The following is a 24,900-nucleotide window of genomic DNA, read 5'->3' as shown; positions in this document are numbered from 1 at the left end:
TGTAACGTGTTGCTCGCTACAGGCTGCGTATTTCTTACTGTGTGCCGGAATGGCCGAAGCCACCTGCGCCACGCTGGCTGGCATCAAACTCGTCTACCACTTCAAACTGGGCTTGCACCACAGGTACAAACACCATCTGCGCGATGCGCTCGCCGACACCGATACTAAAAGGCTCCCGACCACGGTTCCAGCACGAGACAAACACCTGACCCTGATAGTCGGAGTCAATCAACCCCACTAGATTACCCAACACGATGCCGTGCTTGTGGCCCAGCCCCGAGCGCGGCAGCAACACGGCGGCCAGCGTGGCATCGGCAATATGGATGGCAAGACCGGTCGGAATCAGGTGCGTTTCTCCCGGCGCAATAGTCAGCGCATCTTCCAGGCAGGCGCGCAAATCCATACCGGCTGCACCCTCGGTAGCATACTGCGGCAGGGGAAATTCATTACCGATACGGGCGTCGATGATTTTAAGCTGGATTTTTTGCATGGTACTGCTCGGCGATAATTGAAATGAGTGTACGTGCGAGCCGGGTTTTTGTGGCGCGCGCCAGCTCCCGGGTGCCACCTTCCCAGAACAGCTTGAGTTCGTTGTCATCGCTGTCGAAACCGATATCCGGGCGGCTGACCAGATTCGCAGCGATCAGGTCGAGTTTTTTCTGGGCGCGCTTGGCCTGCGCATTCAACTCCAGATTTTCCGTCTCGGCGGCAAAACCCACGGTAAACGGCGCATTCGGCATCGCGGCCACATCTCCCAGAATGTCGGGGTTGCGTACCAGCGAAAGCGCCAGCACCTCCTGGGTCTTTTTGATCTTTTGCGGCACGCTGTCGGCAACGTGATAGTCCGCCACCGCAGCCGCAGCGATGAAAATAGCGTGGCTGGGCGCCTGCGCCAGCACCGCTGCATGCATCTCGCGCGCACTTTGCACATCGATACACCGCACTCGCTCAGGTACGGCCAGCATCACCGGCCCACTCACCAGCGTCACCTCGGCACCTGCCTCGGTGGCGGCCTCGGCCAGTGCGTAGCCCATCTTGCCGGAACTGCGGTTACTGATGTAACGCACCGGATCAATCAGCTCGCGCGTGGGGCCGGCGCTCACCAATACCCGCAGACCTGAAAGTACATTCGTCTGGAACAACCCAACCACCTGCGGCACGATATCCGCAGGCTCCAGCATGCGACCCGGCCCGGTTTCGCCACAGGCCTGTGAGCCTGTGGCTGGCCCGAACAGTCGTATGCCACGCTGCTCCAGCACCTCCTTGTTGGCCTGAGTCGCCGCATTCAGCCACATCTGCTGGTTCATGGCGGGCGCCAGCGCGATCGGTGCGGTGGTTGCAAGGCACAGCGTGCTCAGTAAATCATCACCCCGGCCATGGGTCAGCCGGGCCATGAAATCGGCGCTCGCGGGCGCCACCAGCACGGCGTCGGCCCAGCGCGCCAGCTCGATATGCCCCATCGCCGCCTCGGCCTGTGGATCAAAAATGTCGAGCCGCACCGCATGCCCGGACAAGGCCTGCAACGTCAGCGGGGTAATAAACTCCGTGGCCGCGCGCGTCATCACCACCCGCACCTCCGCCCCCGCCTCGCGCAAGCGGCGCACCAGATCGGCACTCTTGTAGGCGGCAATACCGCCGCTCACCCCGAGCAGGATGTGTTTGTTGACTAGCGCATTCATAGGGTAAAGTTTACCCCAACTATCATGAAATTAGGGGGTTCTCGTGGCGATCACCGACTGGCCGCAACAGGAGCGCCCGCGCGAAAAGCTGCTGGCCCGAGGGCCCGGGGCGCTCTCCGACGCGGAATTGCTCGCCATCTTCCTGCGCACCGGGGTACGCGGCAAAACCGCCATCGACCTCGCCCGCGACCTGTTGCAGCAGTTCGGCAGCCTGCGTGGCTTACTGGAATCAGAGCGTGATGCCCTCTCTGCCACGGTCGGGCTGGGGCCGGCCAAATGCTCCCAGCTCCAGGCCATACTGGAAATGACCCGCCGCTACCTGGGGGCGCAAATCAAGCGGGGTAATGCGCTGGGCCACCCCGACGCCACTCGCGACTACCTCTGCGCACACCTGCGCGCCTACCGCCACGAGGTCTTTGGTTGCCTGTTTCTTGATCAGCGTCACCGTGTCATCGCCTTCGATGAGCTGTTTCATGGCACCATCGACAGCGCCAGCGTACACCCGCGCGAGGTCGTCAAACAGGCCCTGGCGCGCAACGCAGCGGCGGTAATTCTGGCCCACAACCATCCCTCCGGAGTGGCCGAACCGAGCCCGGCCGACCACCATATCACCCAGCGGCTCCAGGCAGCGCTGGCGCTGGTCGATATCCGCCTGCTGGACCACTTCATTATCGGCGACGGGCGCGCCGTGTCGCTGGCCGAACGCGGGTTGATATAAACGCCCAGGATTCTTGTCGTCGGGCCCTGATTCTTGCTAGAATAGACGGCTGCGAGTGATTGTTTTAAGGAATTTCACCATGTCCAGAGTATGCCAAGTGACCGGTAAGCGCCCCGTGGCGGGCAATAACGTGTCGCACGCCAATAACAGAACCAAGCGGCGCTTCCTGCCCAACCTGGGCTATCATCGCTTCTGGGTTGAAACCGAACGGCGCTGGGTGCGCCTGCGCCTCACCTGCAAGGGTATGCGCATCATCGACAAGCTCGGTATCGACCATGTGCTTGCTGATATGCGCAGCCGTGGCGAAAAATTTTAAGGGGGCTACGCCATGCGTGAAAAAATCAAGCTCGTTTCCAGTGCCGACACCGGTCACTTCTACACCACCACCAAAAACCGTCGCACCATGCCGGAAAAGATGGAAATCAAGAAGTACGATCCCGTGGTGCGCAAGCATGTGGCCTACAAGGAAGGCAAGATCAAGTAGACCCACAGCTGCCATCTTTCACCCATAAAAAACCCGCCACTGGCGGGTTTTTTATGGGTTAACTGCTTGTGAACTTATGCCGGTTGCAGCGAGTAGGCACGCAGCTTGTGAGAGAACTCCTGCAACGCCTGGATACCGGTCGCTTCGGCCTGCTTGCACCAGTCCTGCAATGCATGCAGCAGGTTTTCATGGGTCTCGGCGGAGCGCTGCCAGATCTGCTGCAGCCGCTGCTTGTACTGGTACACCGTCTGCAGTTGCGCGCTCTGGCTCAGCACTGCCTGCAACTTGGCGCGCGCATCCTCGTTCAGCAGAGATTCCTCACGCACCAGCAGACCACGCGCGCGCTTGAGCAGGGAACGGTATGCGCCCTGGGCAATGCGCACCTCTTCCGCATGCACGTGTGCCAGTACGTCCTGCGCATAATGAGCCATCACGCGCATGCGGTGCGTAATCACGGCCTTGACCGTATCCATGTCCACCATATGCTTGGTCTGCACCATCACCGGCTCCACGGCCACCTTCTTGACGCGCGCAAGGCCGAGGGTCTCAAGGGTACGGATATAAAACCAGCCGATATCGAATTCCCACCACTTGGAAGAAAGCTTGGCGGAACTGCCGAAGGCATGGTGATTGTTATGCAACTCTTCGCCGCCGATCAGGATGCCCCACGGCACGATGTTGGTGGAGGCGTCCGGAGACTCGTAGTTGCGATAGCCCCACCAGTGGCCGATACCATTGATGACGCCCGCCGCAGTGACGGGGATCCAGATCATCTGGACTGCCCATATCGCGAGGCCCGCCGCACCGAACAGCATGAGGTCGATAATCAGCATGATCCGGATGCCCCAACCGGTACGGGGCGTATAGATATTGCGCTCCAGCCAGTCGTCCGGGGTGTTGTGGCCGTAATTGTCCAGTGTGTCCTGTTTTTTCGCCTCGGCGCGATAGAGCTCGGCACCCTGCAACAGCAGCTTGCGCAGACCGAAGACTTTCGGGCTGTGTGGGTCCTCTGTGGTTTCGACCTTGGCGTGGTGCTTGCGGTGGATTGCCACCCAGTCCTTGGTCACCATGCCGGTGGTGAGCCACAGCCAGAAACGGAAAAAATGGCTGGGCAGCGGGTGCAGCTCCAGCCCGCGGTGCGCCTGATGACGGTGCAGAAAGATGGTCACCGAAGCAATAGTAATGTGGGTCATGACCAGCGTGACCACAACCAACTCCCAGCCCGACAGCTGTAGCCACCCACCCGCCAGCATATTTAACAGTCCATCCATCATGAGCGACTCCCGGCAGAATGAAAATTAATTGTCCTATTATAGCAGAGACTGACCCAGCCCTAATAGACGTATCCGATACACTGTCCCCGCTTTAGACCGCCTCAAAACCAGAATGTTACAAGAATTTTTCCGATTTTTGCGCATTTTAACTGCAAATTCACCGCTCCACCCTAAACCCCGTAGCGGGCCCGATAAGCCTCGATGGCCGCCAGATGCGGCCTGATCGCCGGTTGCTGGCTGGCATAGGTCAGCAGCGTTTCCAAGGTCGCAATACTGGCTACTGACAGCTCGTAACTCTTCTGTACCTCCTGCACGGCGGACAGTGCCCCCGTACCGCGCTCCTGGCGGTCAAGCGCAATCAGCACGCCAGCAGGTATGGCACCCGCAGCCTTGATAAGCGTAACGGATTCACCCACCGATGTACCGGCGGTAATCACATCATCCACTATCAATACCCGTCCGGCCAGCGCCGCCCCGACCACCAGACCACCTTCACCGTGATCCTTTGCCTCCTTGCGATTGAAGGCGTAAGGCAGATCGTGCCCGTGGTAGTCGGCCAATGCGATACTCACCGCTGCCACCAGCGGAATACCTTTATAGGCCGGGCCGAACAGCATGTCGTAGGCCACCCCGGCATACACCAGCGCCGCTGCATAGTAGCGCCCCAGCTGGGCCAGACGGGCACCGGTATTGAACAGCCCGCTGTTGAAAAAGTACGGACTCACCCGCCCGGACTTGAGCGTAAACTCGCCAAACTTGAGCGCGCCAACATCCAGGGCAAAGTCGAGAAATTCGTGCTGGTAATCTTGCATCGCCGTAAACGCCTCGCTTATACGACCAAAGAATAAAGTGCGCCCAGTGTACCGCAGGTGAGTATCACCTGAACTACCCCCATACGATACCGGTACAAAGCAAGAAACGCGCCCAGTGCGACCAGTAATACGGGCAGATCGAAAGCGCCCTCAAAACCCTGAGGCCACAATACATGCCCGGCAAAGAACAGGGCAAGATTCGCCACCACACCCACCACGGCCGCGGTAATAGCCGTGAGCGGCGCCGTCAACCCGATGCTATGCCGCGTGGACTCCACCAGCGGCCCGCCAAGCAGAATAAACACAAATGAGGGTAAAAAGGTAAACAGGGTCGCCACCCCCGCACCCATGATACCCGCCAACAGCAACATGTCCGGGCCGAACAGCGCATCACCCCAGGCTCCGAGAAACCCGACAAACGCCACTACCATGATCAGCGGTCCGGGCGTGGTTTCACCCAGCGCGAGACCGTCGATCATCTGTGGCGCACTCAACCACTGATAATACTCCACGGCGCCTTGATAGACGTAAGGCAGCACGGCATACGCCCCGCCAAAGGTGAGCAACGCCGCCTTGGTAAAAAACCAGCCCATCTGTGCCAGCACACCCTGCCAGCCAAACTGCGCCACCAGCAGCCCCATCACCCCCAGCCAGAGCATCGCCGCCAGCGCCACGATCCGCAATGCCCGCGCGGGCTTGAACGTGGCATGCACAGGCAACGGCGTATGATCATCAATCAGGGCGGCACCGTAATTCCTGTGGCTGCCGGCATGTGCCGGTGGCGCAGTGAACAGTGCGGGTGCCATCCGCCCGCCCAGATACCCGGCCAGCGCCGCGCCCAGAATAATCATGGGGAACGGTGCGCCCAGCCCAAACAGTGCCAGAAAGGCGCTGACCGCAATCACCCACAGCACCCGGTTATGCAACACCCGCGCGCCTATGCGATAGGCAGCGAAAGCAACTATCGCAGTGACTGCGGGCTTGATGCCATAGAATATTCCCGCCACCAGCGACACATCGCCGTAGGCAACATACAACCACGACAAGACCACCAGCAGGACAAGCGATGGCGCTACAAACAACACACCGGCGCTGATGCCGCCCTTGACGCCGTGCATGAGCCAGCCGATATACGTGGCCAGCTGCTGCGCCTCCGGGCCGGGCAATACCATGCAGTAGTTGAGCGCGTGCAGAAACCTCCGCTCCGAAATCCAGCGTGAACGCTCCACCAGCTCCTCATGCATCAGGCTGATCTGACCGGCTGGCCCGCCAAAACTGATGCAGCCTAACCTGAACCAGTAACGCAATGCCTGCGCGAAGGAAACGGGCACCGGCGCCGACAATAAACGATCAGTTGCGATACCATCCCGCCTTTATTTATCAGTGAACAACTAGTGTATCATCGGGGCTACGCTCATGCGCATCATCACCCTCAACATGAACGGCATCCGCTCGGCAACGGCCAAGGGATTTTTCCCGTGGATGCTGAAACAAAAGCCGGATGTCGTCTGCCTGCAGGAAACCAAGGCGCAGGAGCATCAACTGACGGACAGCGCACTGCACCCGGACGGCTACCACAGCTATTTTCACGACGCGGTAAAAAAAGGCTACAGCGGCGTGGCGCTGTACTGCAAACGCAAGCCGGACAAGGTCATCATGGGCCTCGGCTGGCCGGATTTCGACGCCGAAGGCCGTTATATCGAAGCGCGCTTCGGCAACCTGAGCGTGGTGTCGTTGTACCTGCCTTCCGGCTCGTCCGGCCCGGAGCGCCAGGCCGTGAAATTCGACATGCTCGAACGACTGGTGCCGGTGCTGAAAAAAATGCGCAACAGCAAACGCGAATACATTATTTGCGGCGACTGGAACATCGCACACAAAAACATCGACCTCAAAAACTGGCGCAGCAACCAGAAGAATTCCGGCTTCCTGCCCGAAGAACGCGCGTGGATGGATCAGTTATTCGACAAGCTTGGCTTTGTCGATGCGTTTCGCGTGGTGAATCAGGAGCCGGAGCAATATACGTGGTGGTCAAACCGCGGGCAGGCGTGGGCGAAAAACGTGGGTTGGCGCATTGATTATCACGTCACCACGCAGGGACTGGCGGATAAAGTGAAGTCCGCCTCGATTTACAAGGCGCAGCGCTTCTCCGACCACGCGCCGTTGACGATGGATTACAATTACACGCTCTGATGCAACTTAAAGACTACCTCACCATCTTCACCAACCGCCGCGTGGGCGTGGTGTTGCTGCTTGGATTCTCCTCCGGACTGCCGCTGGCGCTCTCTGGCGGTACGTTGCAGGCGTGGATGACCACCGCAGGGGTGGATTTGAAAACCATCGGCATCTTTACGCTGGTGGGCGTGCCTTACACGCTCAAGTTTCTCTGGGCGCCGTTCATGGATCGCTTTGTGCCGCCGTGGCTGGGGCGGCGGCGCGGCTGGATGGTCGCCACGCAGGTTGCGCTCATGCTGGGTATCGCGGCGATGGGATTGGGTTCGCCGCAACACGCGCTGTGGGCCTTGGCGGCGCTCGCCATGTTTGTCGCCTTCACTTCGGCTTCGCAGGACATTGCATTCGACGCCTACCGCGCCGATGTGCTGCGCCCGGCGGAACGCGGCGCGGGCGCGGCGGTATCGGTGATGGGCTATCGCATCGCCATGCTGGTGTCGGGCGCGGGCGCGTTGATCATGGCCGACTACTTCGGCTGGCACACTACGTATCTCATTTTGGCGGGACTGATGATAGTGGGCGTCCTCGCCACGCTGCTCGGCCCGGAGCCGGACGGACACATCGCGCCGCCGCGCACGTTGCAGGAGGCGGTGACAGGGCCGTTCAAAGCCTTCGTTTCGCTGCACTCTCTTACGGGCGCGGCGTGGATACTGCTGTTGATTGTGCTGTACAAGCTCGGCGATGCCTTCGCGGGCACATTGAGCACGGCCTTTTTGCTGCGCGGCGTGGGCTTTTCCCTGAGCGAGGTGGGCGCGGTCAACAAGGGGCTGGGGCTGTTTGCGCTGATTGCAGGCGCGCTGTTCGGCGGCGCGCTGCTGCCGAAACTTGGGCTGTACCGCGCCTTGATGCTGTTCGGCGTACTGCAGGCCGTTTCCAACCTGAGCTTTATGCTGCTCGCATGGGTAGGCAAAAGCTATACGATGCTGGTCATCGCGGTGGTATTTGAACAGGTGAGCGGCGGCATGGGCACGGCGGCCTTCGTCGCATTGCTCATGGCGCTGTGCGACCACCGTTATACGGCCACGCAGTTCGCGCTGTTCTCCGCCTTCTCTGCCTTCGGCAGGCAATACCTGGGGCCGCCTGCGGGACTGCTCGCCGACGAGCTGGGCTGGGTGATTTTTTTCTTCATCACCACGCTCGCCGCGCTGCCGGGGTTATGGCTGTTGTGGCGCATGAGGACACGGATACTGAGACTCGACGGCGGCTGATTACAATCCCGCCTTATACATCCGAACGGCGCTGGAAGCGGTACAGCGCGATCTCACCCAGCAGGTTGGGAAACAGCCGCATGCCCAGGCCCGCGTGGTGGGCATGATCGACCACGGTGCGTTGCAGTATGCTGATGCCGTTTTTTGCGCACAGACGCTCGAAATCCCGCAGTGTGCAGAGATGGATGTTGGGCGTGTTGTACCAGTCGTTGGGCAGATTGCGCGACACCGGCATGTGGCCGCCGAGCGCAATCTGCACCCGGTTTTGCCAGTGGCCGAAATTGGGAAAGGTGACGATGCCCTCGCGCCCGACGCGCAGCATCTCATCCAGCAGCCGGTCGGGGTAATACACCGCCTGCAGGGTCTGCGAGAGAATCACGTAGTCGAACGAGTCGGCGTCGAAGTCGGACAGGCCGGCATCAAGGTCGGTCTGAATCACATTCACACCCGCAGTAATGCATTTGGCGATGTTGTCGCCATCGATCTCCAGACCATAGCCACTGATGTTGCGCGTGGCGTGCAAATGGGCGAGCAACGTGCCATCGCCGCAGCCGAGATCAAGCACGCGACTACCCGGCGTAATCCATTCGCTGATGATTTCAAAATCAGGACGCAAGGCCATTACACATCCACCTCACTGGCGATGCGTTCGAGATAGGCATGCAGCAGCCTCAGATAATGCGCATCGGGAATAAGAAACGCGTCGTGCCCCTCGGACGAGGTAATCTCGGCGTAACTCACCTCGTGATCGTTATCGAGCAGGGCGCGCACAATCTCGCGCGAGCGGGCCGGTGAAAAGCGCCAGTCGGTGGTAAACGCAACCACAAAGAACTTGGCCTGCGCCAGCTTGAGTGCCGCCGACAGGTCATGGTTACACTCTGCCGCCGGATCAAAGTAGTCCAGCACCTTGGTCATGAGCAAATAGGTATTGGCGTCGAAGCGATCCACAAAGGACTGTCCCTGATAGCGCAGATAGCTCTCGACCTGAAATTCGACGTCGAAACCGAAATTGAGCTTGCCTTCGCGCAGCTCACGCCCGAACTTGGCGCGCATGGCGTCATCGGACAGATAGGTGATATGGCCGAGCATGCGCGCCAGCATCAACCCACGACGCGGCACGACGTTATGTTCGTAATAATGCCCGGCATGGAAATCCGGATCGGACATGATGGCCTGCCTCGCCACTTCATTGAAGGCAATGTTCTGGGCCGAGAGTTTGGGCGCGGCGGCAATCATCAGTGCGTGACGCAGGCCCTCGGGATAATCGATGGCCCACTGCATGGCCTGCATGCCGCCGAGGCTGCCACCGATCACGGCGGCCCATTGCCGGATACCCAGCGCATCGCCCAGCCGCTTCTGGCTCCGCACCCAGTCACGCACGGTGACGATGGGGAAATCCGGGCCGTAGGGCTTGCCGGTGGCGGGGTTGGTACTCACCGGGCCGGTAGAGCCTTTGCAGCCACCCAGATTATTGAGCGCCACTACAAAAAAGCGGTTGGTGTCGAACGGCTTGCCGGGGCCGATGCAACTGTCCCACCAGCCCGGCTTTTTGTCTTCCAGGCTGTGATAGCCCGCAGCGTGATGATCGCCAGACAGCGCGTGGCAAATCAACAAGGCGTTGGAGCCGTCGGCATTCAGGCTGCCATAGGTTTCATAGGCCAGATCATAGCCTGCCAGCGTGCGCCCGCAATCCAGCGCCAGCGGCTCGTCAAAGCGCCGCGTCTGGGGCGTGACTAAACCGACGGAGTCTGCGGGGATGTCCTTGGGCATGCCCTTAGGGTATCAGCTTGCAAGTCTTTTGTATTTCAGCCGGTGCGGCTGGTCGGCCTCAACGCCGAGGCGGCGTTTGCGGTCGGCCTCGTAGTCAGCGTAATTGCCCTCGAACCAGGTCACTACACCCTCGCCCTCAAAGGCGAGTATGTGGCTGGCAATGCGATCCAGAAACCAGCGGTCATGCGAGATGACCACTACGCAGCCGACGAAATCGAGCAGCGCCTCTTCGAGCGCGCGCAAGGTTTCCACGTCAAGGTCGTTGGTCGGCTCGTCGAGCAATAGCACGTTGCCGCCGCTCTTTAACAGCTTGGCCAGATGCAGGCGATTACGCTCACCGCCGGACAAGTCCTTCACCAGCTTCTGCTGGTCCGAACCCTTGAAGTTGAAACGCCCGACGTAGGCGCGCGAGGGTAGCTCGAACTTGCCCACGGTAATGACGTCGAGACCGTCGGAAATCTCTTCCCACACGTTCTTGTTGCCGCTCAGCGCATCGCGTGACTGGTCTACGTAGGCAAGCTGCACGGTCTCGCCGATGCGCAGCGCGCCACCGTCCGGCTTCTCCTCGCCCACCAGCATGCGAAACAGCGTGGACTTGCCCGCGCCATTGGGGCCGATCACCCCTACGATGCCGCCACGCGGTAAATTAAAGCTCAGGTTATCAATCAGCACGCGGTCACCGAATGCCTTGCGCAAGCCTTCCGCCTCCACCACCAGATCCCCGAGCCGCGGCCCCGGCGGAATGTACAGTTCCTTGGTCTCGCTACGCTTCTGTGTTTCCTGTGAAGCCAGCTCATCAAATGCAGTCAAACGCGCCTTGCTCTTGGCGTGCCGCCCCTTGGGGTTGGCGCGCACCCACTCCAGCTCGGCCTTCATGGCGCGCTGGCGTGCGGTTTCCTGCTTCTCTTCGATCTCCAGACGTTTTTCTTTCTGCTCCAGCCAGGAGGAGTAATTACCCTGCCACGGGATGCCGTGGCCGCGATCAAGCTCCAGTATCCAGCCCGCGACATTGTCGAGAAAGTAGCGATCATGGGTAACGGCAACCACGGTGCCGGGGTATTCGTGCAGGAAGCGCTCGAGCCATGCGATGGATTCTGCGTCGAGGTGGTTGGTCGGTTCGTCCAGCAACAGCATGTCGGGCTTGGACAGCAGCAATTTGCACAGCGCCACACGGCGGCGCTCACCGCCGGAGATTTTGCTCACATCGGCGTCCCACGGCGGCAACCGCAACGCATCGGCAGCGATTTCCAGTGTGCGATCCAGCTCCCACGCACCTGCCGCGTCGATCTTCTCCTGCAACTGTGCCTGCTCTTCGAGCAGCGCATTCATCTCATCATCGCTCATGGGCTCGGCGAAGCGCGCGCTCACCTCGTCGAAGCGTGTGAGCAGTGCCTTGGTTTCCGCCACGGCTTCCTCCACATTGCCGCGCACGTCTTTTTTCGGGTCGAGCTGCGGCTCCTGCGCCAGAAAGCCGATGCGGGTACCGGGGTGCGGGCGCGCCTCCCCCAGATAGTCCTTGTCCATCCCCGCCATGATGCGCAGCAGCGAAGACTTGCCCGAGCCGTTCAACCCCAGCACGCCGATCTTGGCGCCGGGAAAAAACGAGAGCGAGATGTCTTTCAGGATTTCGCGTTTCGGCGGCACTACCTTGCCGACGCGGTTCATGGTGTAGATATATTGCATAGGGGCAGTAACGAGCGGCTAGTAGCAAATCAGGGCTACTATGATACTGGATATTCGCCTGCGTTTCCTGCTACACACTGCCCGGCAGGGATTTCTCCAGACGCAACGCCGTGGCGCAGTCTTGGTAGTAGCCAGTGATCTGGCGGACCACCTTAAAGCCCGCCTTTTGATATAGCCGCAAGGCTGAAACATTGTCGGCGCGTACTTCCAGACAGAGTGCACGACAACCCCGTGCCGTTGCTGCATCCTCGACACTGTCGAGCAGCGTGCGGGCGATACCGCGGCCCTGATAGTCCGGATGCACGATCAGGGAGTATATGCGCGCCTGCGTGGAACTGCGGCGATACAGCAGCACGGCGTTACCCGCCACCTGCCCGGCCTCTTCGTATACCCGCAGCTCGGCGCTCGCGCTACACAACAACCGACGAAAACTTTGGCGTGACAACCGATCGCCCGGAAAATGCTGCTCCAGTACCAGCAGCGCAGCCAGATCGGCGGGCAGGGCACTGCGCACCCTGCCCGCATCGTGAACTGTCGCGTACGCGTGGGCAGCGCCGGAGGCGTGCTGTTCAGCCCTGAACACTGCACCGGCTCAAGGTAAATTTTTCACCGAACAAGGCCGGGCGGTAACTCATCTTCACCTTGCGCAGATTCTCCAGGCCCAGGTCATCACCCACGTTAATGAAGATGCAGTCGCGGTAGGTCTTGACGAATTCGCGGAACAGGTATTGCGCCGAACCCTGGATGGTGAAATTGGTTTTCTCAACCACCACACTCGCGACATCGGCAGTAATGCGTTCGCCGAAGGTAAAGCCTTCAATCCTGTCGCCGATGATAAGACAGAGACCATCCAGCTGCAGGTAGTCATAATGCGCCAGCGCGCGGTTGATCGCGGTACGCTCCAGCTCGGCCGTACACAGAAAGTTGGGTATCTCCTGCGCGGGCAGATATTTGATGCGCTCTTGCAGCCAGGTGTTAACCAGTTCGCGGATACCGTCGTGGTGCTGCGGCCCCACCGGCTCCATGCGGTGATCCGGGTAGATGCGCCGAAACTGGTTGATCTCGTTGCGCTTGGTTTTATAGGCGTTGCCCTTGAGTTCAATCAGGTCGCAGGTGGTATACACATAGTCCGGCAGGGCACGCTCCACCAGCCAGTCACGGGTAACTGCCGGGAACGGGGTCTCATGTTCCAGATTCAGAACCTGGAGAAAATCACGGTAGACAAATTCGACCTTGCCGAGCAGAGGAGCGGCGTTGTAGCCATCCATGATCTCAAAGCAGGTCGCGAGCGCCGCCCGCTGGTCGTCCGGGCTGCCGAGTGGCGGCAGTGGCATGGTAAGGCCTTCGCCCGTCAAACAGAACAGGCAAAAACACTCGTCGATGACCTGGTAAAAGCCGCTCTTCTGCGACAGCCAGATGATGTTGTTGGCAAAGGTGTAGTCGGAGAGCGGGACCTGGGCGCGGCTGAGGTAACTTTCAAACAGCGGCTTGAGGTCGATGGTGAAGGGGTAAAGCCTGTGGCCTTCAATGGCAAGATAGCGGTTGGGGAAGGTCTTGTTGACATGCAGTGTCAGCGACGGACTGGACGCCAAAGGCGTTTCACTCCATCGCGGAGGGTTGTCAAGCAGGCTACTACCGGGAGGTTCGTCGAGCTGGTTAAGCATGGGGCTGTCTCCTGACGGCTGGAAAGATGCAACGGTTAAACGAAAAACGCCGCCTTGGCGAAGGCCAAAGCGGCGTCACTGACAGATTGCCGGAGGGCAGGCTGCCGTAGCGGTGAGGACAAGGGTACAACTTGCCGTGCATGTTCATTGTGTGCGCTCATAGTACGAATAGCCGTGCCGGTGTCAATCATTATTTGCATGCGCACACCGCGCCATGAATACACCCCGGCCAACTTGGGGTGCGCAGAGACATGCCCGACAGGATTTTGGAGTAAGGTAACGGCCGTTCAGGAGGCGGGGAAGAAGGCGGGAAATGGCCAGCGCGCAGTAGCGCGCTGGCCGGGACAACTACTGTTCTGATGTAATAATGACCTTGCCCATCACCACCGGTTCAACGGGTTTGTCGCTGCGGTCGCGGGGGGTGTTGGCAATGGCATCGACGACCTCCTGGCCCTCGGTGACCCGCCCAAAGATGGTGTAACTCGCCGGCAGTGGATAGTCCGCATGCATGATGAAAAACTGCGAGCCGTTGGTGTTCGGCCCGGCGTTGGCCATCGCCACGGTACCCGCCTTGTAGCCTGACTGGTACAGCGCCGACTGCGGATCAATCTCGTCCTCGAAGCGCCCACCCCACGCCGACTCACCACCGCGTCCGGTGCCGGTCGGGTCTCCTCCCTGAATCATGAAGCCCTTGATCACCCGGTGAAAGATCACGCCATCGTAGTAACCCCGGCCGGCGAGGGTGATGAAGTTTTCCGTGGCCTTGGGGGCATCCGCCTCCAGCAGATCAAAACGGATCGTACCCTGGTTGGTCTCTATCACAGCACTGCGTTGGGTCATTGCCTCTCCCTTGGGTTTGAATGGTAGCGAGTTGCCAGTGTAGCCCATCCTGCGCCGCCACCCAACCCGCCTCTGCGCCGCCGGGCCTTAGGTGGGTGACGCCAAATCGGTTATCATTGCGCATATTTTGCAGCGATTGGGGACACCATGTTCAGCCATAAAATGAAGATTGCGGGCTTTGACGACGAGCTGTGGAACGCTATGGAGGGCGAGCGCCAGCGGCAGGAAGATCACATCGAGCTGATCGCGTCTGAAAATTACGCCAGCCCACGGGTACTCGAGGCCCAGGGTTCGGTGCTCACCAACAAGTACGCCGAAGGCTATCCCCACAAGCGCTACTATGGCGGCTGTGAGTTTGTCGATGTGGCCGAGCAACTGGCCATCGACCGCGTGAAGCAGTTGTTCAGCGCCGACTATGCCAACGTGCAGCCGCATTCCGGCTCGCAGGCCAACGCTGCGGTATATATGGCGCTGCTACAGCCCGGCGACACCATTCTCGGCATGAGCCTCGCCCACGGCGGCCACCTCACGCACGGCGCCAAGGTGAGTTTTTCCGGCAAGATTTACAACTCGGTGCAGTATGGACTGGACGTAAGCACCGGCGAGATTGACTATGATCAGGTTGAGAAGCTCGCGCAGGAACACAAGCCGAAGATGGTCGTTGCAGGCTTCTCCGCCTATTCGCGTGTGGTCGATTGGCAACGCTTCCGCAAGATTGCAGACAGCGTCGGTGCCTACCTGTTTGTTGACATCGCGCACCCGGCGGGGCTGATCGCCGCAGGCGTCTACCCAAGCCCGGTGAACATCGCCGACATCACCACCTCCACTACCCACAAGACCCTGCGTGGTCCGCGCGGCGGCGTCATCCTCGCGCGCGCCAACCCGGAAATCGAAAAGAAGCTCCAGTCCATCGTCTTCCCCGGCATTCAAGGCGGCCCGCTCATGCACGTCATCGCGGCCAAGGCGGTGGCGTTCAAGGAAGCCTTGCAGCCTGAGTTCAAGACCTACCAGCAGCAGGTACTGGTCAACGCCCGCGCCATGGCAAAGACCCTGATGGAGCGCGGCTATAACGTCGTCTCCGGCGGCACCGACAATCACCTGTTCCTCGTCGATCTGGTGAGCCGCAAGCTGACCGGCAAGGAGGCGGAAGCGGCCCTGGGCGCGGCCAATATCACGGTCAACAAAAATGCGGTACCGAACGACCCGCAATCACCGTTCGTGACCAGCGGTATCCGCATCGGCACACCGGCAATCACCACCCGTGGCTTTCAGGAAAGCGATGCCAGCACTCTTGCCGGCTGGATTTGTGACGTGCTGGACAACATCGGGGATGAGCAGGTCATCGCCCGCGTAAAGCAGCAAGCGCTGGAGATTTGCCGCCGCCTGCCGGTATACGGATCATAACTGTGACAATCAGGAGCGCACACCATGCGCTGTCCCTTCTGTGGAGCAGATGACACCAAGGTAATCGACTCGCGCCTCGCTAACGAAGGCGCGGAAGTACGACGACGGCGGCAGTGCGTCACCTGCAACGAGCGTTTTACCTCGTACGAGACCGCTGAACTGGCGATGCCGCGTCTGGTCAAGCGCGATGGCAGCCGCGTCGCCTTCGATGATGAAAAACTGCGTGCGGGCATGATGCGCGCGCTGGAAAAACGCCCGGTGCCGAGCGAGCGCGTCGAGGCCGCCCTCCGCCACATCAAGCAGCGCCTGCGCGCCAGCGGTGAACGTGAGATCGACTCGCGTACGTTGGGTGAATGGGTGATGGACGAACTGCACGCACTGGACGAGGTCGCCTATGTGCGTTTCGCCTCGGTCTACCGCAGCTTTCAGGATGTCGATGCCTTCCGCGACGAGATCGAACGCCTGCGGCTCAAGCAGCCGGAAGCGGTAAAGAAACACCAGATCCCCTTGCTGCCTGCCGACCCCGCCAAAAAATGACCGCAACAGATCAGGCCCACATGGCACACGCGTTGCAACTCGCGGCGTGCGGGCGCTACACCGCCCACCCCAATCCCCGCGTCGGTTGCGTGCTGGTACATGGCAGCACGGTCGTCGGCGCGGGTTGGCACCAACGCACGGGCGAGGCACACGCCGAAATTCACGCGCTGCAACAGGCCGGTGAACGGGCACGCGGCGCCACGGCCTATGTCACCCTCGAACCCTGTTGTCATCAGGGCCGCACCCCCCCGTGCACGGACGCGCTCATCCAGGCGGGTGTGACGCGGGTCATTGCCGCCATGCCTGACCCCAACCCAAAGGTCGCGGGCCAGGGTCTGGCACAGCTCGCGCAATCTGGCATCACCGTGGACAGCGGACTGATGCAAGCCGAAGCCGAACAACTCAACCGGGGGTTTGCCTTGCGCATGCGTACTGGCCGACCGTTTGTGCGCCTGAAGCTGGCCATGACGCTGGATGGACGCACCGCGACAGCCACCGGCGAGAGTAAATGGATTACCGGCGAGTCCGCGCGCACCGACGTGCAACGGCTACGCGCCGAAAGCGGCGCCATTCTGACCGGCATCAACACCGCGCTGGCTGATGACCCGCGGCTGACCGTGCGGGTGGCGGAAGACCACCTGCATCCGCTGCGTGTGGTGCTGGACAGCCACCTGCGTCTACCCCCTGCTGCGCGGATGCTGCAAGAACCCGGACAGACACTGGTACTGACCACCCTCAGCGATACAGCCAAACATGCCAGCCTCACACAGGCAGGCGCAGTAGTCACACAACTGCCGCAGGTCAGCGACCGCCTTGATCTACCCGCAGTACTACACCACCTCGCTGCCACATATCACATCAATGACCTGCTGGTCGAGGCCGGCCCCCTTCTGAGCGGCGCCATGCTGTATGCCGGTCTGGCCGATGAGCTTGTCATTTACATGGCACCGATGCTGCTCGGCGACAGTGCGCGGGGGCTGATGCATCTGCAACCAGGCATCGAACAATTGATGCAGCGTATTGATCTCGAAATTGTGGAGATGCGCCCGGTGGGCCACGATTGGCGGATCACCGCCAAAAGAACCGCACCGCTTACCTGACTTAATACGTCCAAACCCACGAGCCCCCCCACAACGGTGGTCAAATCGCCCCGCTGCGTACGGTTACGCCTTTCGGGCACAGAGTTGCCGCAGGAGCATAACTCAACTGTGCCCCACCATACCCTACTCTGCCACCAGGACAATAAGAGCTGTCCGCAAATACTGGCATGCAATATGCTCTCTGATATGAATTGGGGCATGCCGTACACATCCTATGGATAAAACAATCCTGCTCGTCGATGATGAGGAAAACATCACCGCATCCCTCGTGCGCCTGCTGCATCAGGATGGGTACGAAGTGCTGACGGCAAACAGTGGTGATTCGGCGCTGGCGCTATTGGCGAATCATACAGTCGGCGTCATCCTCACCGACCAGCGCATGCCGAAGATGACCGGCGTTGAGTTATTGACCCGGGTCAAGGATCTGTACCCCGAGACCATACGCATGGTATTGAGTGGTTATACCGATCTGGCCTCGGTTACTGCAGCCGTCAACCAGGGCGCCATCTACAAATTCCTTACCAAGCCATGGAGCAATGAAACGCTGCGCGCCAATGTGCATGAGGCCTTCATGCAGTACACCCTGGTGAAAGAGAGGGAACAACTGACGCTGGAAATCCAAACGGCGAACATAAAGCTTGCGCGCATCAATGAAGAATTGGAACAACTCATAGAAGAAAAAACGCAGCGGATGACCCACATCTCCAACTATGACGCGCTCACCGGTCTTCCCAACCGTTTGTTGTTCGCCGACCGATTGCAGCAGGCGCTGGGATACGCACAACGCAATACACGGCTGGCAGCAATCATGTCGCTCGATCTGGATCGCTTCAAGATCGTCAATGAATCACTGGGCCATACGCAGGGCGATGCGCTGCTGCAGGCGGTGTCCAAGCGGCTGTCAAATTGCGTGCGCGTGATTGATACGCTTGCCCGGGCAGGCGGGGATGAATTCATGTTTATCCTGTCCGAACTGGACAATGCGCAGGATGCCGCCGGCATTGCGCGGAAAATTCTTGATGTATTGGCCGATCCTTTTGTACTCGACAATAATGAGTGCTTTATCTCAGCCAGCATCGGGATCAGCCTTTACCCTTCGGATGGCGGAGACTCTGCCACACTGGTTAAAAACGCCGATACCGCACTCCATCACGTCAAGCGGCAAGGCCGCAACAATTATCAATACTATGCTGAGGAGATGAACGCCAAAGCGTTACAGCGCCTGACCCTTGAAAGTAGTATGCGTCATGCGCTGGAGCGTAACGAGTTCGTACTTTATTACCAGCCCCAGCTGGATCTGGAAAGTGGAGGCATCATTGGCGTGGAGGCCTTGCTCCGTTGGCAAAGTCCGGAGCGGGGATTGGTGGCACCGGCAGAGTTTATCCCGTTGCTGGAGGAAACCGGACTGATTGTGCCAGTGGGGGAATGGGTATTACGCAGCGCCTGCGCACAAAACAAGGCCTGGCAAACAGAGGGCCTCGCGCCCATCCGGGTTTCGGTCAATCTCTCGGCGTTACAGTTCCGGCAACCTGATTTTGCTGCAACCATCACCCGCATTTTGCAGGAGACCGGCCTTGATCCAAGCTGGGAGGGTTTGGAGATGGAGCTTACCGAGAGCCTGCTTGTCGACAATGTGGAAGAAACCATCAAGACGCTGCACCAGTTGCGCGCCATGAGAGTAAAGGTTTCAATTGATGATTTCGGCACCGGCTATTCCAGCTTGACCTACCTCAAGCGCTTCCCATTATTTGGCCTGAAGATCGATCGCACATTCGTAAGCGACCTTTCGATTAACCCGGAGGATGCGGCAATAGTTTCAGCTATTATTGCCCTGGCACACAGCCTGAAGCTGAACGTCATTGCCGAGGGCGTGGAAACACTGGAACAACTCAGATTCCTGCAGGAGCTGAAGTGTGATGAAATGCAGGGCTTTTTGTTCTGCCAGCCCATGCCGGCGGCAGACGTTGCACACCTGTTGCGCGAAGGGCGACGCTTGTCACGGCCGCTGGGCTCTTAAATAGAGGGCCTGCAGACAGGCTGGAGAGGCACCCAATTGGGCCGCCAGTGCCCCTTAAGTAGACCTGTTTCATCCCATTTCAGGCCTCCTCCACTCAGGGGCGAAGTGCCCTGCCTCAGCGGCTGGAATACCCTGTTATCTCCTCCATCGCCCTCAACTCACCACCTGCAAAAACCCACCACAGCCCCCCGGAATTAAATTATCACATTTAAATCCAATAGCTTGTGAGACACATGCAGGCGCCTAAAGTTTCCCCTCCCGGTGTCGCTAACTGGTATGCCAGCCATCTTTAAATACATGGCACAGAGGCGCCTGCCCCAACGGATCGGGCAAGGCTGACATGGCGCAACCTTCGGGAGCCGAAGGTTGCGTCGTACACGGTCGCGCCGCATTTCAGCCTGCTGGTCCTTAAGGTGACGCTGAGGTTAGATACACCGAGTGTAGTCATGAATAAAAATTCCACGTACGGAATAGCGAGCGCCGCAACAATACTGCTGGGGATAATGGCATGGCTGCTGTTTGTCTATCTGACAACCGGGCAGACAACAGACGCCCTGCTTAACCCCACAGATGACGATGCTTATATCCATGCCGACACGGGCCATAACGAGCAGGAACCGATCTGGCCCATCCCGGTAGGTTACCGTCTGGATGAAAATAAAATCAGCCTGGGAGAGGCCTTATTTAACGATCCCAGGCTGTCGCATGACAATACCGTTTCCTGCGCAACCTGCCATGTCCTCAGCATGGGCGGTACCGACCAGCGCGTATACTCCCTCGGCAACAGTGGCGCGCTCGGCAACGTCAACTCTCCCACCGTCTTCAACAGCGGGCTTAATTTCAGGCAGTTCTGGGATGGGCGTGCAGAAACCCTGGAAGACCAGGTGGAGGGGCCCGTCCACCACCCGGCGGAAATGGGCTCAAATTGGCCTGACATCATAAATAAACTGCGACAGGATGCCCGTTATGTCCAGCAGTTCAATAAACTCTACCCTGACGGCATTCAGAGTCACACCATCAAGGATGCCATCGCCACCTACGAACGCTCCCTGATCACGCCCAACTCCCGTTTCGATAAATACCTGCGTGGTGACCAGCAGGCCATCACGGAAGAAGAGAAGGCAGGCTATGCCCTGTTCAAGAGCTACGGCTGCGCCGCCTGTCATCAAGGCAAGAACGTCGGCGGCAACATGTACCAGACCTTTGGCATCACTGCCGACTATTTTTCTGATCGCGGCAATGGCAGCAAAGTCGATCTTGGTCGATTCAATGTCACAGGCGATGAACGTGACCGGCACACCTTTCGCGTACCCAGCCTGCGTCTCGCCGTTCTGACCCCACCTTATCTGCACGACGGCTCGGCCGCGACCCTGGAGGAAGCCATAGACATCATGGGGAAATATCAACTGGGGCGCGAAATTACACCTGGTGACATGAGCCTGCTCATTAAATTCCTATACACCCTGCCCGGCGAGTACAACGGTAAACCACTGCTATGAAAAACCTGGCGCATATCCGGCAGGGACTGTTATGGGCAGCTATTGCTGCCCTGTTCTCCTTTCTTTTCATCAAGATTCAGGGCGTGAATTATGCCGCGCATGACAATACACTCACTCTGATACGCAACATCGAGTACCTCGATACCCGACTGAATGAAGATATCCTGAAATCCAATCTTGGTCTTCTGCATAACTACGACCCTCTGGTAGACACCACCAGGAAAACCCGTCGACTCAGCCAGCGACTGCAAACAGCCTCGTCTGCCATACCCACAGACAAACGCCAACCGGCTGACGAAGCCTTCAACATCGCCGCCCAAACCAGCAGCGAAAAAATGGCCGCCATTGAGCATTTCAAAATGCAGAATACCCAGCTCCAGAGCGCGGCGGATCACCTCCAGAGCGCGATGCGCTATTTTGTCGAGGGTGACTCTGACCTCGACAGCCTGCTCAACGAGGCAGAGTACAGCCGGCTCAAGACCGCAATCAGCGGCTTACTGCTGGATACACTGCTCTATCTCGAAGATGACAGCGCGGTTCACGGCCGCCCGCGTGTGGAGGCACAACTTCAAAACCTGCATGCGCTGCGCGGGCAATACCCCGCAGCCGTAAACGAGGCGGTACGTGTGACGCTGGTGTATGTGGCCAATGCCATACAGCTTAAACCTGTGGTTGATAATCTCGTCCGCGAGATGATTGCGATGCCGACTGCGAAACACTACCAGGCCCTTTACACCACCCATCAGGCTTACTATGACGTCGCCGAGAAAGAAGCCGCAGTATATCGCCTGCTGCTTTATGTAAGTTCCATTCTTCTGCTCGTCTACGTCGGTTATATTCTTTTCCGGCTCAGGCAAAGTTCACGTACGCTGGAGGAAACCTACAGGGACCTTGAGTTCCAGAAGGCCGCGCTGGATCACCATGCCATTGTCAGCATAACCGATGCCAACGGTAACATTATTTATGCGAATGAAAAATTCCGCGAGATCAGTCAGTATTCAGAACAAGACCTGTTGGGGGCAAACCACAGAATCGTAAATTCCGGCCTGCACACAAAGGACTTTTTCGCCGATCTTTGGAAGACCATTTCCAGCGGCAAGGTGTGGCAGGGACACGTCAGGAACCGCAAGAGAGACGGCTCCTTCTACTGGGTAGCAACAACAATCGTACCCTTCATGGATCATACGGGCAGGCCTTCCCGATACGTTTCAATCCGCACCGACATCACGCGGCAAAAGGAAACCGAAGAGGAGCTCCGCCGCAACAACGATGAACTGGAAGAGCGCGTGCGCGTTCGTACCGCCGACCTGGAAGCCACCAACGCGCAGGCAGAACTCTATCTCGACCAGCTCCAGCAACGTGATGAAGAGAATAACATGCTGGTTTACAGCGTCTCGCATGATTTACGCTCACCACTCGTCAACCTGCAGGGCTTCAGCAACGAGCTTACCATTGTGTCCCAGGATTTACGCCTGCTGATGGCCAGCGACAACATCCCGGAGGATATCCGCAAACGCGGCCTGGCATTGTTAGACAGCGACATGCAGGACTCGATCAATTTCATCCGGGCAGGCGTCATGCGCCTGTCTAATATCATTGATGCCTTGTTGCGGCTCTCTCGTGCCGGCCAGGTGGAGTATCACTGGACTGGTGTAAAAATGGGTAGCGTCATCCAGCGCATCACTGATTCCATGCAGTCCATAGCCCAGGAGCGCGGAGCAACTTTCACCACAACTGATCTGCCACCGCTCTGGGGTGATGCCACCGCCATCGAGCAGATATTCGCCAACCTGCTTGGCAATGCCCTCAACTATCTCGACCCGAACCGACCGGGCCTCATCGAAATAGGCTGGATCCCGGAGAACAGCGTCAACGCTACCCTGCGCACTTATTATGTCCGTGATAACGGCCTTGGCATGAGCGTAGCAGCCCAAGGCAAGCTGTTCCAGATATTCCAGCGCTTCCATCCCGACAAGGCAAAAGGTGAAGGCGTCGGGCTTTCCATCGTACGTCGCATGGTAGAACGCCACGGTGGAAAAATATGGGTGCAATCATGCGAAGGTGAAGGCACCACATTCTTCATCAGCCTACCTGTCAACACCATGGATACAGAAGCAGCCGCATAGCAAACATTAAACGGAGTAAATATTTATGATAAATACTGCACCTGCCACCATATTACTGGCCGAAGATGACGAGGGCCATGCCACGCTGGTGCAGCGCAATCTGCGCCGAGCCGGGGTCGTCAACGACATAGTCTGGGTCAAGGATGGCCAGGAGGCCCTCGACTATGTGCACTCCACCAACGCCTATACCGGGCGCGCGCACGATCACCCGCTGGTGATGTTGCTCGATATCAACATGCCACGCATGGGCGGGGTCGAGGTCTTGCGCCAGCTCAAATCGGATGAACGCACCAGAACCATCCCCACCGTGATGCTCACTACTACAGATGATCCACGCGAGGTAGCTAACTGCTATGAGCTGGGTTGTGGCATCTATATTACCAAACCGGTGGAGTACGAAGTTTTCTGCGACGTCGTGCGTCGTCTCGGCATGTTCCTGCAAATAGCCGTCGTGCCCAATGAACGCATCCCTATAGAACAACCTGCGGCGTAAAAACGAAAGGACACAAGAGAAGGCCCATGACAGAGACAACACGCGGAACAGTACTCATCGTTGAAGACGATCTCGGAATCGCCACACTGGAGCGCCGCGCCCTGGAGAAGTCCGGCTACAAGGTCTTTAATGCCGTAACCGCCGCTGAGGCACTAGGCATCATTCAGCAGGACGGCATTGATGTAGTTGTACTGGATTACATACTGCCCGCTGGCATTACCGGCCTCGCGTTCATGGCACAACTAAAAGCCAACGGTTACGACCTGCCCATCATCATGGCTACCGGCATGAGTGACGATAGCACCGTGATAGCTGCATTGCGCTCAGGGGTAAGTGACTTCATCATAAAATCGGTTGAGTCGATCAGCTATTTGCCGCTGGCGGTCGAGCGCATCTTCGTTCAGATCAACACTCGCAAGAAGCTTGCCGAGTCAGAGGCCAGTCTGCATGAATATCAGCAGCAGCGCATTAGAGAGCTGTCCGCCATCAATGCAAAGATGCAAAAAATAAATCATCAACTTGAAGAAGCACACAGCCAGCTTCTGCAGTCAGAGAAGATGGCCTCCATCGGTCAGCTCGCGGCTGGCGTAGCGCATGAGATAAACAACCCAATCGGCTATGTCTATTCGAACCTGGGCAGCATGCAGAACTATGTGCAGGATATTCTCAGCGTGCTTAGCGCCTATGAGAAAGCTGAACCCCTACTGGCCACCCAGCCTGATGCTGCCCAGATGCTTGCCGCGATCACAACGCTCAAAGCCAAGGTAGACCTTACGTTTGTGCGCGAAGATACCTTGAACCTGATGCGCGAGTGCAAGGAAGGCATCACACGCGTAAAACACATTGTGCAGGATCTCAAGGACTTCTCGCATGTGAACAGCGCCGAGTGGCTATTCGCCGATCTGCACAAGGGGCTTAACAGCACGCTCAATATCGTCAACAATGAAGTTAAATATAAGGCCGATGTCATCAAGGAGTATGGCGAAGTGCCGCTGGTTGAGTGTGTGGCATCACAGATCAACCAGGTATTCATGAACCTGCTGGTCAATGCGGCGCATGCCATCGAAGAACGGGGCACAATCACACTCAAGACTGGTTTCCAGGATGAGCAGGCATGGGTATCCGTCACAGATACCGGCAAGGGTATTGCACCCGAAAACCTGCCGCGCATCTTCGATCCATTCTTCACCACCAAGCCGGTGGGCAAGGGTACCGGGCTCGGACTGTCTCTTGCCTACAGCATTATCAGCAAACATGGCGGTAAGATTGACGTGGCAAGCCAGCCCGGAAAAGGCACATGCTTTACAGTGTGGCTCCCGATACAGCAAAGCCAAGACCACAAACTCGTCGCACAAGCCTAAAG

At 58.5% G+C, this 24,900-nt stretch carries 24 protein-coding genes; 13 read left to right on the top strand and 11 right to left on the bottom strand.

Annotation, left to right across the window (positions count from 1 at the left end):
- Positions 1–34 precede the first annotated feature (34 nt).
- Both dut and coaBC read right to left on the bottom strand, forming a co-directional pair.
- Positions 35–490, bottom strand: coding sequence for a dUTP diphosphatase (gene dut / locus Q8L89_07615; protein ID MDP1708912.1), 456 nt, complete (start codon positions 488–490; stop codon positions 35–37).
- Positions 471–1,679, bottom strand: coding sequence for a bifunctional phosphopantothenoylcysteine decarboxylase/phosphopantothenate--cysteine ligase CoaBC (coaBC, locus tag Q8L89_07610; GenBank protein MDP1708911.1), 1,209 nt, complete (start codon positions 1,677–1,679; stop codon positions 471–473). Before coaBC ends, dut begins: the two co-directional genes overlap by 20 nt.
- Positions 1,680–1,722: 43 nt before the next feature.
- Here coaBC and radC point away from each other — a divergent pair, with 43 nt between their 5' ends.
- The 3 genes from radC to rpmG all read left to right on the top strand — a co-directional run bounded on the left by radC (position 1,723) and on the right by rpmG (position 2,881).
- Entirely contained in the window at positions 1,723–2,397 is a 675-nt protein-coding gene (gene radC / locus Q8L89_07605; protein MDP1708910.1) for a DNA repair protein RadC, read from the top strand.
- A 79-nt stretch (positions 2,398–2,476) separates the two neighbouring features.
- On the top strand, positions 2,477–2,713 hold the full coding sequence (gene rpmB / locus Q8L89_07600) for a 50S ribosomal protein L28 (GenBank protein MDP1708909.1): 237 nt from the start codon (positions 2,477–2,479) through the stop codon (positions 2,711–2,713).
- Between the two features lie 12 nt (positions 2,714–2,725).
- On the top strand, positions 2,726–2,881 hold the full coding sequence (gene rpmG / locus Q8L89_07595) for a 50S ribosomal protein L33 (protein ID MDP1708908.1): 156 nt from the start codon (positions 2,726–2,728) through the stop codon (positions 2,879–2,881).
- Positions 2,882–2,955: 74 nt separating this feature from the next.
- On the opposite strand, the gene Q8L89_07590 is transcribed toward rpmG, so the two are convergent.
- The 3 genes from Q8L89_07590 to chrA all read right to left on the bottom strand — a co-directional run bounded on the left by Q8L89_07590 (position 2,956) and on the right by chrA (position 6,298).
- Complete coding sequence (locus Q8L89_07590; protein ID MDP1708907.1) at positions 2,956–4,134, bottom strand: fatty acid desaturase; 1,179 nt, start codon at positions 4,132–4,134, stop codon at positions 2,956–2,958.
- Between the two features lie 191 nt (positions 4,135–4,325).
- Positions 4,326–4,967, bottom strand: a complete 642-nt coding sequence (gene pyrE / locus Q8L89_07585; protein MDP1708906.1) for an orotate phosphoribosyltransferase — start codon at positions 4,965–4,967, stop codon at positions 4,326–4,328.
- A 17-nt stretch (positions 4,968–4,984) separates the two neighbouring features.
- On the bottom strand, positions 4,985–6,298 hold the full coding sequence (gene chrA / locus Q8L89_07580; protein ID MDP1708905.1) for a chromate efflux transporter: 1,314 nt from the start codon (positions 6,296–6,298) through the stop codon (positions 4,985–4,987).
- A gap of 85 nt (positions 6,299–6,383) precedes the next feature.
- Here chrA and Q8L89_07575 point away from each other — a divergent pair, with 85 nt between their 5' ends.
- Positions 6,384–7,157, top strand: a complete 774-nt coding sequence (locus tag Q8L89_07575) for an exodeoxyribonuclease III (protein MDP1708904.1) — start codon at positions 6,384–6,386, stop codon at positions 7,155–7,157.
- The gene (locus Q8L89_07570; protein MDP1708903.1) at positions 7,157–8,404 is read left to right on the top strand and encodes an MFS transporter; all 1,248 of its coding nucleotides are present in this window, start codon (positions 7,157–7,159) and stop codon (positions 8,402–8,404) included. Before Q8L89_07575 ends, Q8L89_07570 begins: the two co-directional genes overlap by 1 nt.
- A 13-nt stretch (positions 8,405–8,417) precedes the next feature.
- Here the strand turns inward: Q8L89_07570 and metW are convergent, their stop codons facing one another.
- The 6 genes from metW to Q8L89_07540 form a co-directional block, all read right to left on the bottom strand.
- Positions 8,418–9,026 (bottom strand): methionine biosynthesis protein MetW, encoded by a 609-nt coding sequence (metW, locus tag Q8L89_07565; GenBank protein MDP1708902.1) that lies wholly within the window; start codon positions 9,024–9,026, stop codon positions 8,418–8,420.
- Complete coding sequence (locus Q8L89_07560) at positions 9,026–10,174, bottom strand: homoserine O-acetyltransferase (GenBank protein MDP1708901.1); 1,149 nt, start codon at positions 10,172–10,174, stop codon at positions 9,026–9,028. The genes metW and Q8L89_07560 overlap by 1 nt, the downstream gene beginning before the upstream one ends.
- Before the next feature lie 12 nt (positions 10,175–10,186).
- A complete protein-coding gene (gene ettA, locus Q8L89_07555) occupies positions 10,187–11,857 on the bottom strand; it encodes an energy-dependent translational throttle protein EttA (GenBank protein ID MDP1708900.1) in 1,671 nt (556 codons plus the stop codon).
- Positions 11,858–11,927: 70 nt separating this feature from the next.
- The gene (locus tag Q8L89_07550; protein ID MDP1708899.1) at positions 11,928–12,440 is read right to left on the bottom strand and encodes an N-acetyltransferase; all 513 of its coding nucleotides are present in this window, start codon (positions 12,438–12,440) and stop codon (positions 11,928–11,930) included.
- Positions 12,427–13,521, bottom strand: coding sequence for a phosphatidylglycerol lysyltransferase domain-containing protein (locus Q8L89_07545; protein ID MDP1708898.1), 1,095 nt, complete (start codon positions 13,519–13,521; stop codon positions 12,427–12,429). The genes Q8L89_07550 and Q8L89_07545 overlap by 14 nt, the downstream gene beginning before the upstream one ends.
- Before the next feature lie 348 nt (positions 13,522–13,869).
- A complete protein-coding gene (locus Q8L89_07540; protein MDP1708897.1) occupies positions 13,870–14,361 on the bottom strand; it encodes a peptidylprolyl isomerase in 492 nt (163 codons plus the stop codon).
- A gap of 147 nt (positions 14,362–14,508) precedes the next feature.
- On the opposite strand from Q8L89_07540, the gene glyA reads away from it, so the two are divergent.
- From glyA to Q8L89_07500, 8 genes are all read left to right on the top strand, one after another.
- Positions 14,509–15,765, top strand: a complete 1,257-nt coding sequence (gene glyA, locus Q8L89_07535; GenBank protein ID MDP1708896.1) for a serine hydroxymethyltransferase — start codon at positions 14,509–14,511, stop codon at positions 15,763–15,765.
- A gap of 24 nt (positions 15,766–15,789) precedes the next feature.
- A complete protein-coding gene (gene nrdR / locus Q8L89_07530; protein MDP1708895.1) occupies positions 15,790–16,302 on the top strand; it encodes a transcriptional regulator NrdR in 513 nt (170 codons plus the stop codon).
- Positions 16,299–17,402: a bifunctional diaminohydroxyphosphoribosylaminopyrimidine deaminase/5-amino-6-(5-phosphoribosylamino)uracil reductase RibD gene (gene ribD, locus Q8L89_07525; protein ID MDP1708894.1), complete on the top strand. Its 1,104-nt coding sequence runs from the start codon at positions 16,299–16,301 to the stop codon at positions 17,400–17,402. The genes nrdR and ribD overlap by 4 nt, the downstream gene beginning before the upstream one ends.
- Positions 17,403–17,616: 214 nt before the next feature.
- Positions 17,617–19,419: an EAL domain-containing protein gene (locus Q8L89_07520; protein ID MDP1708893.1), complete on the top strand. Its 1,803-nt coding sequence runs from the start codon at positions 17,617–17,619 to the stop codon at positions 19,417–19,419.
- A gap of 446 nt (positions 19,420–19,865) precedes the next feature.
- Positions 19,866–20,918, top strand: coding sequence for a cytochrome c peroxidase (locus tag Q8L89_07515; protein ID MDP1708892.1), 1,053 nt, complete (start codon positions 19,866–19,868; stop codon positions 20,916–20,918).
- Positions 20,915–23,044: an ATP-binding protein gene (locus tag Q8L89_07510; GenBank protein MDP1708891.1), complete on the top strand. Its 2,130-nt coding sequence runs from the start codon at positions 20,915–20,917 to the stop codon at positions 23,042–23,044. Before Q8L89_07515 ends, Q8L89_07510 begins: the two co-directional genes overlap by 4 nt.
- Before the next feature lie 25 nt (positions 23,045–23,069).
- Positions 23,070–23,537 (top strand): response regulator, encoded by a 468-nt coding sequence (locus Q8L89_07505; GenBank protein MDP1708890.1) that lies wholly within the window; start codon positions 23,070–23,072, stop codon positions 23,535–23,537.
- Positions 23,538–23,563: 26 nt separating this feature from the next.
- Positions 23,564–24,898, top strand: a complete 1,335-nt coding sequence (locus tag Q8L89_07500) for an ATP-binding protein (protein MDP1708889.1) — start codon at positions 23,564–23,566, stop codon at positions 24,896–24,898.
- Positions 24,899–24,900: the final 2 nt, after the last annotated feature.

The organism is Gammaproteobacteria bacterium, from assembly GCA_030680605.1.
Classification (GTDB): domain Bacteria; phylum Pseudomonadota; class Gammaproteobacteria; order SURF-13; family SURF-13; genus JAQBXX01.
The sequence above is the reverse complement of the archived record's forward strand: the minus strand, read 5'-3'. Positions and strand labels throughout refer to the sequence as shown.